The organism is Mycobacteroides sp. PCS013 (assembly GCF_049532645.1).
Classification (GTDB): domain Bacteria; phylum Actinomycetota; class Actinomycetes; order Mycobacteriales; family Mycobacteriaceae; genus Mycobacterium; species Mycobacterium gwanakae.
Genome location: NZ_CP150131.1, coordinates 505678 through 519088, shown reverse-complemented (window position 1 = coordinate 519088; position 13411 = coordinate 505678). Strand labels below are relative to the sequence as shown.

The 13411-nt window shown below is 65.0% G+C and carries 16 protein-coding genes; 8 read left to right on the top strand and 8 right to left on the bottom strand.

The window, feature by feature from the left end:
* Positions 1-14: 14 nt before the first annotated feature.
* Positions 15-1151: an Mrp/NBP35 family ATP-binding protein gene (locus tag RHO23_RS02660; RefSeq protein WP_101312698.1), complete on the top strand. Its 1137-nt coding sequence runs from the start codon at positions 15-17 to the stop codon at positions 1149-1151.
* On the opposite strand, the gene tatB is transcribed toward RHO23_RS02660, so the two are convergent.
* The 4 genes from tatB to sigE form a co-directional block, all read right to left on the bottom strand.
* Positions 1148-1558, bottom strand: a complete 411-nt coding sequence (gene tatB / locus RHO23_RS02655; protein WP_030094807.1) for a Sec-independent protein translocase protein TatB — start codon at positions 1556-1558, stop codon at positions 1148-1150. The genes RHO23_RS02660 and tatB overlap by 4 nt on opposite strands.
* A complete protein-coding gene (locus RHO23_RS02650; RefSeq protein ID WP_057963883.1) occupies positions 1558-3036 on the bottom strand; it encodes a S1C family serine protease in 1479 nt (492 codons plus the stop codon). Before RHO23_RS02650 ends, tatB begins: the two co-directional genes overlap by 1 nt.
* Before the next feature lie 9 nt (positions 3037-3045).
* Positions 3046-3477: an anti-sigma E factor RseA gene (gene rseA / locus RHO23_RS02645; protein WP_109365309.1), complete on the bottom strand. Its 432-nt coding sequence runs from the start codon at positions 3475-3477 to the stop codon at positions 3046-3048.
* Between the two features lie 110 nt (positions 3478-3587).
* On the bottom strand, positions 3588-4361 hold the full coding sequence (gene sigE, locus RHO23_RS02640) for an RNA polymerase sigma factor SigE (protein WP_423488635.1): 774 nt from the start codon (positions 4359-4361) through the stop codon (positions 3588-3590).
* Between the two features lie 210 nt (positions 4362-4571).
* Between sigE and RHO23_RS02635 the strand changes: the two genes are divergently transcribed.
* From RHO23_RS02635 to RHO23_RS02615, 5 genes are all read left to right on the top strand, one after another.
* On the top strand, positions 4572-5183 hold the full coding sequence (locus tag RHO23_RS02635; RefSeq protein ID WP_044104568.1) for an O-methyltransferase: 612 nt from the start codon (positions 4572-4574) through the stop codon (positions 5181-5183).
* Positions 5184-5293: 110 nt separating this feature from the next.
* On the top strand, positions 5294-5938 hold the full coding sequence (locus RHO23_RS02630) for a TetR/AcrR family transcriptional regulator (RefSeq protein WP_057968214.1): 645 nt from the start codon (positions 5294-5296) through the stop codon (positions 5936-5938).
* On the top strand, positions 5935-6840 hold the full coding sequence (locus tag RHO23_RS02625; RefSeq protein ID WP_423488634.1) for an ATP-binding cassette domain-containing protein: 906 nt from the start codon (positions 5935-5937) through the stop codon (positions 6838-6840). The genes RHO23_RS02630 and RHO23_RS02625 overlap by 4 nt, the downstream gene beginning before the upstream one ends.
* Positions 6837-8459 carry an ABC transporter permease gene (locus RHO23_RS02620; protein WP_081346266.1) on the top strand — a complete coding sequence of 541 codons (1623 nt, stop codon included), beginning with the start codon at positions 6837-6839 and terminating at the stop codon, positions 8457-8459. The genes RHO23_RS02625 and RHO23_RS02620 overlap by 4 nt, the downstream gene beginning before the upstream one ends.
* 12 nt (positions 8460-8471) lie before the next feature.
* Positions 8472-9146 (top strand): methyltransferase family protein, encoded by a 675-nt coding sequence (locus RHO23_RS02615; protein ID WP_070920308.1) that lies wholly within the window; start codon positions 8472-8474, stop codon positions 9144-9146.
* 4 nt (positions 9147-9150) lie between these two features.
* Here RHO23_RS02615 and glgC read toward each other — a convergent pair whose 3' ends face one another.
* Positions 9151-10365 (bottom strand): glucose-1-phosphate adenylyltransferase, encoded by a 1215-nt coding sequence (gene glgC / locus RHO23_RS02610; RefSeq protein ID WP_030094798.1) that lies wholly within the window; start codon positions 10363-10365, stop codon positions 9151-9153.
* A gap of 92 nt (positions 10366-10457) precedes the next feature.
* Here glgC and glgA point away from each other — a divergent pair, with 92 nt between their 5' ends.
* On the top strand, positions 10458-11669 hold the full coding sequence (glgA, locus tag RHO23_RS02605; protein ID WP_101312696.1) for a glycogen synthase: 1212 nt from the start codon (positions 10458-10460) through the stop codon (positions 11667-11669).
* A gap of 15 nt (positions 11670-11684) precedes the next feature.
* Here the strand turns inward: glgA and RHO23_RS02600 are convergent, their stop codons facing one another.
* The 3 genes from RHO23_RS02600 to RHO23_RS02590 form a co-directional block, all read right to left on the bottom strand.
* Entirely contained in the window at positions 11685-11852 is a 168-nt protein-coding gene (locus RHO23_RS02600) for a DUF3117 domain-containing protein (RefSeq protein WP_005059648.1), read from the bottom strand.
* 121 nt (positions 11853-11973) lie between these two features.
* Positions 11974-12564: a DNA-3-methyladenine glycosylase I gene (locus tag RHO23_RS02595; protein WP_057968210.1), complete on the bottom strand. Its 591-nt coding sequence runs from the start codon at positions 12562-12564 to the stop codon at positions 11974-11976.
* Complete coding sequence (locus RHO23_RS02590; protein ID WP_101312723.1) at positions 12554-12868, bottom strand: DivIVA domain-containing protein; 315 nt, start codon at positions 12866-12868, stop codon at positions 12554-12556. The genes RHO23_RS02595 and RHO23_RS02590 overlap by 11 nt, the downstream gene beginning before the upstream one ends.
* 49 nt (positions 12869-12917) lie before the next feature.
* Here RHO23_RS02590 and RHO23_RS02585 point away from each other — a divergent pair, with 49 nt between their 5' ends.
* Positions 12918-13409, top strand: a complete 492-nt coding sequence (locus tag RHO23_RS02585; RefSeq protein WP_057968208.1) for a pyridoxamine 5'-phosphate oxidase family protein — start codon at positions 12918-12920, stop codon at positions 13407-13409.
* The last annotated feature ends 2 nt before the right edge of the window (positions 13410-13411 follow it).

Sequence of the window (13411 nt, the reverse complement as noted above, 5' to 3'; positions counted from 1 at the left end):
CCTAGACTCGGGTAGTGACATCCGAGCTCACCACGGCCGTGCGCAGTGCACTCGCCGGGGTTATCGATCCCGAACTTCGCCGCCCCATCACTGAATTGGGGATGGTCAAGGACATCACCTTCGACGACGCCCACAACGTCGAGATCGGGATCTACCTCACCACCTCCGGATGCCCGAAGAAGGCGGAGATCGCCGAACGAGTAACTCAGGCCGCCGCAGACGTCGACGGCGTAGGTACCGTGCGCGTGCTGCTGGATGTGATGAACGACGAGCAGCGCACCGAGTTGCGCAAGCAGTTGCGTGGCGACAGCGCCGAGCCCGTCATTCCCTTCGCTCAGCCCGGATCGCTTACCCGGGTGTACGCGGTGGCGTCGGGAAAGGGCGGTGTCGGAAAGTCCAGTGTGACCGTCAACCTCGCGGCGGCAATGGCAGCCAAGGGGCTCTCGGTCGGGCTGCTCGACGCCGATATCTATGGCCACTCGGTACCGCGCATGATGGGCACCTCGGATCGCCCCACTCAGGTGGAACGGATGATCCTGCCCCCGGTCGCCCACGACGTGAAGGTCATCTCCATCGCCCAGTTCACCCAGGGCAACACCCCGGTGGTGTGGCGCGGGCCGATGCTGCATCGCGCCCTGCAGCAGTTCCTGGCCGACGTGTTCTGGGGAGACCTGGACGTGCTGCTGCTGGATCTGCCGCCGGGCACCGGCGACGTGGCGATCTCGGTGGCGCAGCTCATTCCCGGTGCCGAGATTCTGGTGGTCACCACCCCGCAGCAGGCCGCCGCCGAGGTGGCCGAGCGCGCGGGAGCGATCGCGACCCAGACACGTCAGCGCATCGTCGGCGTCGTGGAGAACATGTCCTGGCTGGTGCTGCCCGACGGCACCCGCATGGAGGTGTTCGGATCCGGCGGCGGCGACACCGTCGCCGAAAGCCTGACCAGGGTGGTGGGAACGAAAGTGCCACTGCTCGGCCAGATTCCACTGGACCCAGCGGTACGTGAGGGCGGCGACGACGGGCTGCCCATCGTGCTCAGTCAGCCGGATTCGGCTGCGGGCCAGGCACTTCGGGCGGTCGCCGACAAGCTCTCGACACGTAGCCGCGGACTGGCGGGCATGTCGCTGAACATCGACACCGCACGGCGCAACTAGGTCGCGTCGGCGTCGTAGCGGGTCGGGCCCGGCTCCCCAGGCTTGGTGAGATCAGGGTTGGCGACGGGCGTGGGCGCCGGCTCCGAGACCGCCTTCTTCACGTCTTCAAGCGGCTTGGTCAACGAATCGAGCACCGAATCATCGCCGTCCAGAAGGTGTTTGGTAATGACGGCGCGTGGCGTCATACCGCGCAGCTTCTGCAGCTCGGCGAGCGGCTTGCGCACGTCATCGAACTCCGGCCCAAGCTCCTCACGCAGTGAGGCCGTCGCGCCACTGGCGTAGTCGCGGACCTTGCGCAGCGACTCAGTGGTCCACTGGATCGCCCCCGGCAACCGCTCGGGACCAAGCACCACGAGTCCCACGACCAGCAGGACCAACAGCTCCCCCCAGCCGACACTGCCGAACATCAGGAACCGTCGGGGCCGGGAGTAACTTTGAGCTCGACGGGACGGCCCTGACGCAGCACCGTAATGGTGGCTTCCTGTCCAATCTTCAGCTGCCGCACCGCGACCACGAACTCATCGGCGTCGGCCACCGTCCGGTTACCCACCTTGACGACGACATCGTTCTCCAGCATGCCGCCCTTTTCGGCGGGGCTGCCGGCCTTGACGTTGGCCACCTCGGCGCCGGTAGCGGTCGCATTGCTCACCGTGCGGCTGCTGATACCCAGCGTCGCGTGCACGATCTTGCCGTCACGGATCAGCGACTGCGCGACCTCGGCAGCCTCGTTGATCGGGATGGCGAATCCGAGGCCACTTGAGCTGTCGCTCAACGACTTTCCGGCCGTGTTGATCCCGATCACCTGAGACTTCATATCGATGAGCGGGCCACCGGAGTTTCCGTGGTTGATGGCGGCATCGGTCTGAAGCGCGTCGATCACGGTGTCGGTATCGCTGCCCTCACCCGAGAGCGGCACCGGACGGTGCAGTGCGCTGATGATGCCGCTGGTCACCGTGCTACGCAGACCCAGCGGTGAACCGAAGGCAATGACCTCGGCACCGACGGCGACCTTGTCCGAGTCGCCCAGACGCGCCACGGTCAGGTTGTCGACGTTATCCACCTTCAGCACCGCAATGTCAGTCTTGGGATCACGACCCACAAGATTGGCGGGCACCTTCTTGCTGTCGTTGAAGATGACTTCGATCTTGAACTTGCCGGGGTTCTTCGCGGCATCGGAGATCACGTGATTGTTGGTGATGACATAACCCTTGGGGTCGATGACAACCCCCGAACCCTGCGCTACCTCATCGTCCGAGCTGGCCTCGATGGTCACCACCGCGCTTTTGACGGCGTTGGCGACCGCCGTGAAGCGTGACTCATCGGGCTGGGTGCTGTCGTCGGTGGTCAAGGTGACCTTCGAGGTGGTGAAGGCTTGCACCACCTCGGCCGTTTTGCGGCCCACGATGCCGCCGACCAGGCCGATCAGCAGCGCGATCGCCGCAAGGACGGCCAGCGCCGGGATGGAAACCCGTCCGCCGAAAAGGACCTCGCGGACGCCCAGCTTCGGGGCGGGCGTGCCGTCGAGCGCGACGGGCGCCTTGGTCACCGCGGGCCTGCCCAATTGCACCTGTGCGGTCGGGTCGCGCCACGGATCCTCAGCGGCATCCGGGCCCTCGTCGACGGCGTTGAGCTTGCCGGCATCGGCGGGATGACGTTGCAAGGAGGTCGTGGCGTTATCGGGCCGTCCGAAGGCCTGAGCCAACACGGGGTCGGGCGGACCCACCCGCGGTGTGTACTCCCCCTGGTCTCGGTACTTGTCCGCCCCCTGGAACGAACCGGATACCCCCGAAGGACGGCCGAAAGCCCGCTGCGAAGCCGGATCGACGGGCGGCCGGTCAACCGGGCGCGGCGCCAACCGGGGGGCGGTGTCCTGATGTGCGGTCACCGGCCCACCCTACCGGCGCTTACGACGACGACGCACCTCATCACTGGCTAACGCGGGTGGCAAGTCGCCCTCATGTGAAGACGGTGAAGGCGGTGCGGCCTCATGCGGGATGTGCGGAATCTGGCTGAGCAACCCGAGCAACGAAACCGGCACCCGGATGCCCCCGGAATCACGCAGTGCGCTGCGTGCTTGGCGCTGTGCGTCGATCTCCAGCGCGCATTCGGCGCACATCGACAAGTGGTGCGCCGCTCGCAGGTGCGCGCTCATCCGGAGCTCGCCATCCACGAACGCGGCTATCGCCTCAGTGGACAGATGCTCGGTCGATCCGAACTGGCGCGGAGCACCCACCGGCGCCTCGCTCTGCGAGGCGAATGGGGACGGCAGCCGGGAGAACGACGAGAAGCTCGAGAACGCTCGCCGGAACGAGCCGCTATCCACCACGGCGACGCTCCCTTCGGTCCGGTAGGGCCGGCGGACTCGTGCCGACCTAACTCGAAGATAGCGCGCGAATGTACTCATTGCGTACCAACCTGCACCAATGGTGTTGCGCGCTACTCGGCGGCCGCGAGCGCGGACGTCGAGGAGTGCGCAGCCAGATACTCACGGATGGCCTGGCGACCGCGGTGGATGCGGCTGCGGACGGTGCCGAGTTTCACATCCAGGGTGGCGCCGATTTCCTCGTAAGACAGACCTTCGATGTCACACAGAACCACGGCGGCACGGAACTCCGGCGCCAACGAGTCCAGCGCGGCCTGCAAATCGGCGCCCAGCTGGGCGTCGTGGTAGATCTGCTCGGGATCTGGGTCGGTCGCCGGGACGCGGTCGTAATCCTCGGGCAGCGCCTCCATGCGAATGCGGCCACGGCGGCGGACCATGTCGAGGAACAGGTTGGTGGTGATGCGGTGCAACCACCCCTCGAAGGTGCCGGGCTGGTAGTTCTGCAGCGAGCGGAACACCCGAATGAAGGTCTCCTGAGTCAGGTCCTCAGCGTCTTGCTGGTTACCCGACAGGCGGTAGGCCAGGCGGTACACGCGGTCGGCATGCTCACGAACCAGCTCATCCCAAGACGGCATGGCTGCCTGGTCTCCGGTGGCATCGAACACTGCGGTCCCGGATAGTTCGGCGGGATCGATAGCCTCGACGAAGTCGGTGTATTCGGCCGACTCGCTGATACGCGTAGGCGAAATCGCGTGTTCCTCCTGTTCGGTTGTGGCGGCTTCACCCCCAATGGGGAAGCTGTCAGCCTGCTCAACCCGGATGCCACGGGTGTTATTCCCAGATAGGCGCGGGGCACTCGGGCTCTCGTTCAGGATGGATCGCGACATGTGAATGACCTTCTATCACCGAGGTGTGGGCCACTTATGAGCTAACTTAACTCTTCCTGAGAATGCGGTCTCGATCCGATCTCGCCGGGGGATCCGGGACAAGAAACCCGTCACATCCTTGATGAGTGCGGCGTGTCGCGGGACAGATGCCCTCCCACTCGACAGGATCGAATCGTGACCAGCAGCGCAGATCGATCCCGCGTCGAGGCGATGGTCAGCCACGCCGAGGGCGCCATCTCCGAAGACGACATCGTCGCCGCCGCCCGGGAACGTGCCGTTGACCTGGGCGCGGGCCCGGTAACGCCCGCTGTCGGCGCCCTTCTCAGTGTCTTCGCACGCCTTTCCGGCGGCAAGGCCGTCGTCGAGGTCGGGACTGGCGCGGGGGTCAGCGGCCTGTGGCTGCTCTCCGGAATGCGCGAGGACGGCGTGCTGACCACCATTGATCTGGAGCCCGAGCACCAGCGCAGTGCCAAACAGGCCTTTTCGGAGGCGGCCATCGCCCCGTCGCGCACCCGGCTGATCGGTGGGCGCGCCCAGGAGGTCTTGCCACGACTGGCCGACGAGTCGTATGACCTGCTCGTCATCGATGCCGCGCCGGCCGATCAACCCGAGTTCCTGGCCGGTGGCATTCGGTTGCTGCGCCCGGGCGGAGCAGTAGTGATCCACGGGGTGTCCGCCGGCGGACGCGCGGGCGACCCCGCAGCCAACGATCCCGATGTGGTCGGAGTTCGCGAAGCCGCGCGCATCATCGCCGATGATGGCCGGTTCACCGCAGTGCTGATCCCACTGGGAGACGGCCTGCTCGCTGCCACCCGCGACTGACGCGTAAACCGTCGTTTCGGCGGCGCCTTCGCATCGTTCTCGTCAAAACCCTCATCTGACGCGGGCTAGATCCTTGACGCCAGGCTGAACGTGTGTTTAACGTACTAAACATGCGTTCAGTCGATGATCTCACCGCAGCCGCCCGCATCCGGGATGCCGCCATCAAGTTGTGGGGCGAACAGGGGCTGAACACCAGCGTGCGAGCGATCGCCGAAGCCGCGGGAGTGAGCCCCGCACTGGTTATTCATCACTACGGATCCAAGGACGGGCTCCGCCAGGCAGTGGATGAATACCTGCTGGAGTACATCCGCTCGGAGAAATCGCGCACGCTGACCTCCAACGACCCCAAGGTCTGGCTCGACGCCATCGACGAAATCGAGACGTTCGCGCCGATGGTCAGGTACCTGCTGCTCAGTGTGCAATCGGGCGGAGAGCCCGGCCGCGCGTTTCTTCAGCACTCCATCGAGAACGCCGAGGCATATCTGGACGACGGAGTCCGCGCGGGCACGATCAAGCCGAGCCGTGATCCCAAGGGCCGGGCGCTGTGGCTCTCCTTGAACGGCGTAGGCGCGCTGTCGATCTACGTACAGATGTACCCCGACGACGACCTGGGCACGATCTTGCGCCGCTACTCCGATGAGCTGATCTTCCCCGCCATCGAGGTCTACACCGAAGGCCTCATGACCGATTCCACCATGCTCGATGCGTTTGCGGCACAACAGGAAAACTCTCGCAACGGAGGAGACTCGAAGTGATGTATTCCAACCTCGCGGTCGAAATACGCGGCCTCTCCAAGTCATTCGGGAAGACCAAGGCACTCGACGGGCTCGATCTGTCGGTCGCCCACGGCGAGGTGGCGGGCTTCCTCGGCCCCAACGGCGCGGGAAAGTCCACCACCATTCGAGTACTCCTGGGCCTGCTGCGCGCCGACTCCGGCACCGTGCAGCTCGTCGGCGGCGACCCGTGGCTCAACGCCGTGGATCTGCATCGGCTCATCGCCTACGTGCCCGGGGACGTCACGCTGTGGCCCAACCTCACCGGCGGGCAGGCGATTGACTTCCTCACCAGGATGCGTGGCACCGAACATATTTCACTACCGAGGCGCAACGAACTCATCGAGCGTTTCGAACTCGACCCCACCAAGAAGGCACGTACCTATTCCAAGGGCAACCGCCAGAAGGTGGCGCTCATCGCGGCGTTCTGCTCCGACGCCGAACTGTTCATACTCGACGAGCCGACATCCGGCCTGGATCCGCTGATGGAGACTGTCTTCCAGGAGTGTGTGGCCGAAGTGGCCGCGCGCGGATGCGCGGTGTTGCTGTCGAGCCACATCCTGGCCGAGGTGGAGAAGCTGTGCCACCGGGTGACCATTGTCCGCGCCGGACGCGCGGTGTTGTCCGGCTCCCTAGCCGAGCTGCGCCATGTCATGCGGACCTCGGTGACGGTACGCACACTGGCGAATCCCTCTGGTCTCAAATCGATTCCACAGTTGCGCGACCTCACGATCGGCGGCAACCGGGCCTCCTTCACCGTGGATCGCAGCGACCTGGACCGCATCATGGAACAGCTGGCAAGCCTCGGGATCGTCGACCTCACCGTGGCGCCGGCATCACTTGAAGAGCTCTTCATGCGCGAGTATCAGGGCGTACCGCGATGAGAAGCGACTTCGCGACGCTCCCCATGCGTCAGCCGATTTCGGACGGTACCCCGAAACATCCGTTGACCGGAACAGGCACCCTGATCCTGTTGGCACTACGCCGCGACAGGCTCCGGATCTGCATGTGGGTCGGCTGGCTGACGCTGCTGATGACCTATACCCCGCTGGCGTTCGCGTCGATGTATCCGACGTCCGCCGACCGGATGGCCCGGGTCACGATGATGAAGACCCCCGCCGGAATCATCATGGGCGGGCCAAATTTCGGCATCAACGAAACCGATATCGGTGTCATGGTCGCCAACGAACTGATGACCGTCATGATCGCCGCCGCTGCCATCATGTCCATCCTGACGGTCATCCGGCATACCCGCGCCGAAGAGGAATCCGGCGGTGCCGAGCTGGTCATGTCGGCGGTCGTCGGCCACCAGGCACGCACCTACGCGGCGCTCATCGTGGTGGGCCTGATGAACGCCGTTCTGGCCCTGGCCATGACGATTGCTTTGTCCGCCGCGGGATTCGATGTCGCCGACAGTCTCGGAATCAGTCTCGGAATCACCGGAGCCTCCATGGTTTTCGCCGGTATCGCGGCGGTCACCTCCCAGTTGTGGCGCACCTCCCGAGCCGCCACCGGTGTCGCGATGGCATCCCTGGCAGCAGCCGTCGTGATCCGCGGGCTCGGCGACATCATCGACAACAGGGGCAGCAGACTGAGTTGGTTCTCGCCCCTGGCGTGGGCCCAGCAGATGCGGCCCTTCGTCGATCTGCGTTGGTGGCCCCTCCTGCTGCTGGTGGGCACCACCGTGGCCCTGATGCTCGCCGCGCACGCGCTCGAAGGACACCGCCAATACGACGCGGGGGTGCTGCCCTCACGTGGCGAGGACGCCAATGCCCCCGAGATCAGGTCCGTCTTCGGACTCAACCTGCAACTGCAACGCGGGCTGCTCACCGGATGGGGAGTCGGAATCTTCCTGAGCGGTATGGCCTTCGGGTCGATGGCCAAGAGCCTGCGGGATTCGATTGACACCAACCCGCTGTTGACCCGGGCGTTCCAGGCGCACGGCCTGGACAGCATCTTCGCCACCTTCAACCAGGTGCTCGCCATCGCGGTCACCGCGTACGTGGTGTCGGCAATCATGAGGCTCGCCAAGGATGAACAGAGCGGCATCGCCGAAGCCGTACTGGCGCGTGCCGTATCGCGCTGGAACTGGCTACTGTCCGCGGTCGCGGTGACACTGGTGGGCAGTGCGATTCTCATGCTGATCGCCGGTCTGGGCAGTGGACTGGGCGCGGCGAGCACGTTGCACAATCCGGATTTGGTGTGGCGTCTCACGCTCGCCGCATTGGCACAGATTCCCGCCCTGCTGGTGATCGCCGGTATCGCTGCCCTATCAGTTGCACTGCGGCACAGCTGGATCGGCTGGCTCGTGGTGGCATTTTCCGTGGGCATGCTGTACGCAGGCATCCTGCAGCTGCCGTCCTGGATTGTGAAGTTCTCACCGGTGATGCGGGTCAGCGCGCCGGTCGAGTATCCGTGGTTGACCATGTTCGTCCTCATTGTCATCGGCACCGGGCTTATCGCAGCCGCGGGCGAGATCTACCGCCGTCGTGACGCCCTCTGAGAAAGGAAGATCATGAAAACTGGTGTACAAGCTCTTATCTCGGGAATCATCGCCCTCGCTGTCTTCGGCGCGGCACTGTTCTGGCCCGCGGGAACGTTCGACTACTGGCAGGCCTGGGTGTTTCTGGCGATCTTCGCGATCAGCTCCACGATTTCCTCGGTCTACTTGGCCAGGACGAATCCCGAGGTGCTGCGGCGTCGTATGCGCGGCGGCCCCATCGCGGAGACACGCTTGATACAGAAGCTCGCGGTCACGGTGCTGTTGAGTTCCTTCCTGGCCCTGGTCGTGGTCAGCGCCTTCGATCACAGGTTCGGCTGGTCTCATGTACCGACCTGGCTGGTCATCGTCGGAGAGGCACTGGTCATCGCCGGGCTGGGTGCCGCCACGCTGGTCGTGGCCCAGAACCACTATGCGGGAGCGAGTATCACCGTCGAGTCCGGGCAGACCGTCACCTCAACTGGTCTGTACGGGCTGGTGCGCCACCCGATGTACACGGGCTCACTGGTGATGATGGTGGGCATACCGTTGGCGCTGGGTTCGTTCTGGGGCCTGCTCGCGGCGATTCCCGCATTCGGCTCACTGGTGGTGCGGATCATCGACGAGGAGAAGATGCTGCGCCACGACCTGCCCGGCTACGACGAATACACCGAGAAGGTCCGCAGCCGTCTTGTGCCACTGGTGTGGTGAGAGGCTAGATCCACACACCCTTGCCGACGGCGACCACGCCGCCCGCGCTGACGTTGAAACGCTCGCGATCGCGCTCGATATCAACACCAACCTGTTCTCCGACACCGACAACCACGTTCTTGTCCAGAATCGCGTGCCGCACGACCGCCCCACGGCCCACTCGCACACCGGGCATCAGCACGCTGCCCTCCACCACGGCACCGTCGTCGACGACGACATTCGAGGACAGCACCGAGTTACGCACGGAACCCGCCGAAATGATGCTGCCGGCACCCACCACCGATTCCTGCGCGGAACCGCCGTTGACGAACTTGGCAGGCGCCAGGTTCTCGGACTCGCCACGGATGGGCCAGCGCCGGTTGTACAGATTGAACACCGGGTGCACCGAAACCAGATCCATGTGCGCGTCATAGAACGCGTCGAGGGTTCCGACGTCGCGCCAGTACGCGTGATCGCGCTCGGTGGCGCCGGGCACCAGGTTGGTGTTGAAGTCATAGACAGCGGCCCGCCCGTCGGCCACCAGCCGGGGAATGATGTCGCCGCCCATGTCGTGGTCGGAATGGTCGTCGTCGGCGTCGGCGCGAATGACGTCGATCAATTCCTTGGTAGTGAAGATGTAGTTCCCCATCGACACGAAGGCCGCGTCGGGATCATCCGGTGTGCCCGGAGGATCCGCGGGCTTCTCGATGAACTCACGGATACGGCCGGTGTCGTCGGCGTCGATACAACCGAAGGCGCTCGCCTCGCTGCGGGGCACCCGGATACCCGCCACGGTCACTCCAGCACCGCTGTCGATGTGGAAGTCGAGCATCTGCTCGGGATCCATCCGGTACACATGGTCGGCGCCGAACACCACGATGTACTCGGGATCCTCGTCGAAGATCAGATTGAGCGACTGGTGGATGGCATCGGCGCTCCCGGTGTACCAGCGCGGACCGAGGCGCTGCTGGGCAGGGACAGGGGTGATGTACTCCCCCGCCAAGCCCGAGAGCCGCCAGTTCTGCGAGATGTGCCGGTCCAGTGAGTGCGATTTGTATTGGGTCAGAACACAAATACGCAAGAACCGCGCGTTGACCAGGTTGCTCAGCACGAAATCGATGAGGCGATAGGCACCGCCGAAGGGCACCGCCGGTTTCGCGCGGTCGGCGGTCAGTGGGTAGAGACGCTTGCCCTCACCGCCGGCAAGCACGATCCCCAGAACGTGTGGCGATGCCCTCATAGCAATCAACCTATCGGCACTCGGCAGAAGCGGCCAGCGGTACACCCCCGGCGGGCCTGCGGTCGTCGGGGCCACCTACTACGGTCGTGGCTATGACGGAGGGTCTTCACGCGCGCGGCTCATCCCCGACGCGGGTGGCAATGATGACGCGGGAGTACCCACCCGAGGTCTACGGCGGTGCCGGTGTTCACGTCACCGAGCTGGTGGCTCAGCTGCGCACACTGTGCGATGTCGAGGTGCACTGCATGGGCGCACCGCGCGACGGCGCCTTCGTGCACCGGCCAGACCCGGCGCTGGACGGCGCCAACCCCGCCTTGACGACGTTGTCGGCCGATCTGGTGATGGCCGCAGCGGCGGCTGGTGCGTCGGTGGCGCATTCACACACCTGGTACACGGGCCTGGCCGGACATCTGGCCAAGCTGCTGCATGGCATCCCACACGTTTTGACCGCGCATTCCCTGGAGCCACGTCGCCCGTGGAAGGCCGAACAGCTCGGCGGTGGGTATCGGGTGTCCTCGTGGGTGGAACACACCGCGATACACGCCGCTGACGCCGTCATCGCGGTCAGCAGCGGGATGCGCGAAGACATCATGGCGACCTACCCCGGTTTGGACCCGAACCGGATCCATGTGGTGCGCAACGGAATCGACACCACCACCTGGTATCCGGTTGACCCAGCCGAGGCGATCACCCAACCGGGGTCGGTTCTCGCCGAGCTCGGCGTGGATCTGGGCCGCCCGATTGCCGTGTTCGTCGGGCGCATCACCCGGCAAAAAGGTCTCGCGCACCTGGTGTCCGCGGCACACCATTTCTCCCCCGAGGTGCAGCTGATCTTGTGTGCCGGTGAGCCGGACACTCCCGAGATCGCCGAGCAGATCACCGGTGCCGTCACCGAGCTAGCCGCGGCACGGCCCGGAGTGCACTGGATACGCGAATTCCTTCCCATCCCCAAGCTGCGGGAAATACTTTCCGCGGCAACGGTGTTTGTATGCCCGTCGATCTACGAGCCACTGGGCATCGTCAATCTCGAGGCGATGGCATGTGGCACTGCGGTCGTGGCATCGCGTGTCGGTGGCATACCTGAGGTGGTTGCCGACGGTGTCACCGGAACTCTGGTGGCGTACGAGAGCAGCGAAGCCGCGGCGTTCGAGGCAGGGCTCGCCGACGCGGTCAACGCATTGGTCGCGGACCCGGCCCGCGCCACCGAATATGGGAATGCCGGCAGGGCGCGATGTATCGAAGAGTTCTCGTGGGCGCATATCGCGGAGATGACGCTGCAGATCTATCAAAAAGTCTGCGGCTGACGCCCGAGGCAGGGCCTAGCTGGTGACGTTCTTGAGTTCGTCGCCGAGTGCGGCAGCCTCATCGGGGGTCAGCTCGACCACCAGGCGACCGCCACCTTCCAGTGGCACGCGCATAACGATCCCGCGCCCCTCTTTCGTAGCCTCGAGAGGACCGTCGCCGGTTCGGGGCTTCATGGCCGCCATCGTGTGCTCCCTCCAAATTCCAGCCAAGGGTGTTCGGCATCTCCGACCATTGTTCCCTATCTGAGCTGCCGTTTCACTGAGCCATTCTTCCCTATCGCGGACATCTGGGGACAGCAGACCCTCAACTGGACCTTCCGGAGGGGGCGGTTTCGGCTCGCGGAACCCAGCAGGAACGCACATGATCGTCGACCATCCCGGTGGCCTGCATCAGGGCATATGCCGTGGTAGGACCTACAAAACGGAACCCCCGGCGTTTGAGTTCTTTGGCCATCGCAATGCTCTCATCGGTCACCGCGGGCACGTCGGAAAGACGCTGCGGCCGGGCGCGGCGTTTCGGCGCAAACGACCACAACAGGTCCGAAAGATCGGTGTCCAAATCGAGGACGACGCGGGCATTGGATATGGCCGACTCGATCTTGGCGCGGTTGCGCACGATGTCGGAATCGGCCATCAGCCGCGCCACATCCTTGTCGCCGTACCGGGCAACCTTCTCCGGTGTGAAGCCGTCGAACGCACGACGGAACCCCTCACGTTTGCGCAAGATGGTGATCCACGCCAGCCCGCTCTGGAAGGCCTCCAAGCACAGCCGCTCGAACAAGGCGTCGCGCCCGTACAGCGGGCGTCCCCACTCGTTGTCGTGATAGTCGGCGTACAGCGTCGACCCGGGCGGGTCGGCGGCCCAGGAGCAGCGGGAGGGCTCCTTATTCGGCATTGGCTTCGATGCCGGCCCGGGCGCCCTGCACCTCGTCGAGCTCGGCGCGCAGCTCGTCGATCTGGCGGGCAAGCCGGTCCAGCACCCAATCAACCTCACTGGCCTTGTACCCCCGGAAGACCAATGAGAACTTGACGGCGTCTACATCGGCACCGGCCACATCATCGGCGGGCAGGACTGTCGCGGTAGTGCCCTTGGGGAGCGCCGGCAACTCCTCCCCGCGGCCGAACAGTATCGAGCCCAGCACGAACAGCACGGCGGCCACCGCGACGAGAACCAGCAGATACGTCAGTGCGAACGTCACAACACTGATCTTGCCAGCGCGGTATGACATCGCGACCTACCGTGGGGCCATGACCTCCTGGCAAGAGTTCACCCAGCAGGCGCCGTCCATCGCCGACGTGTTCGCGCGCCGCCACCACGCGACGCGCAATCTGTGTTTTCTCTCGACGCTGCGCCGCAGTGGCGCCCCACGGATCAGCCCGATGGAACCGCGGATCTTCGAGGGCAGGCTGATCGTCGGCGGCATGCCCGCCACCGCCAAGCTCGCTGATCTTGCCCGCGACCCTCGCTTCGAGCTGCACACGGCCACCACCGATACCCGCATCAGCCACGGTGACGCCAAGGTCTGGGGCGTCGTGCACGACGAACAGGATCTCGACCTGCACGCCGCGTTCGCCGAGTATCTCTACGCCACAATCGGATTCGACCTGCGCGGCCGCCGGTTCGCGCCGTTCTATGTCGCAGATATCGAGGGAGCCTCGGCCGTGCGACTCGACGACGACCACATGATCGTCACCGTCTGGTCGCCCACCGACGGTGAGCGCGAGATCCCGAAGACCTGAGG

Excerpts from the sequence above, each read along its gene's own strand:
- tatB (WP_030094807.1), bottom strand. The coding sequence starts at position 1,558 with ATGTTCGGCAGTGTCGGCTGGGGGGAGCTGTTGGTCCTGCTGGTCGTG.
- sigE (WP_423488635.1), bottom strand. The coding sequence starts at position 4,361 with ATGTCGCGATCCATCCTGAACGAGAGCCCGAGTGCCCCGCGCCTATCT.
- RHO23_RS02635 (WP_044104568.1), top strand. The coding sequence starts at position 4,572 with ATGGTCAGCCACGCCGAGGGCGCCATCTCCGAAGACGACATCGTCGCC.
- RHO23_RS02630 (WP_057968214.1), top strand. The coding sequence starts at position 5,294 with ATGCGTTCAGTCGATGATCTCACCGCAGCCGCCCGCATCCGGGATGCC.
- RHO23_RS02620 (WP_081346266.1), top strand. The coding sequence starts at position 6,837 with ATGAGAAGCGACTTCGCGACGCTCCCCATGCGTCAGCCGATTTCGGAC.
- RHO23_RS02615 (WP_070920308.1), top strand. The coding sequence starts at position 8,472 with ATGAAAACTGGTGTACAAGCTCTTATCTCGGGAATCATCGCCCTCGCT.
- glgC (WP_030094798.1), bottom strand. The coding sequence starts at position 10,365 with ATGAGGGCATCGCCACACGTTCTGGGGATCGTGCTTGCCGGCGGTGAG.
- glgA (WP_101312696.1), top strand. The coding sequence starts at position 10,458 with ATGACGGAGGGTCTTCACGCGCGCGGCTCATCCCCGACGCGGGTGGCA.
- RHO23_RS02600 (WP_005059648.1), bottom strand. The coding sequence starts at position 11,852 with ATGGCGGCCATGAAGCCCCGAACCGGCGACGGTCCTCTCGAGGCTACG.
- RHO23_RS02595 (WP_057968210.1), bottom strand. The coding sequence starts at position 12,564 with ATGCCGAATAAGGAGCCCTCCCGCTGCTCCTGGGCCGCCGACCCGCCC.
- RHO23_RS02585 (WP_057968208.1), top strand. The coding sequence starts at position 12,918 with ATGACCTCCTGGCAAGAGTTCACCCAGCAGGCGCCGTCCATCGCCGAC.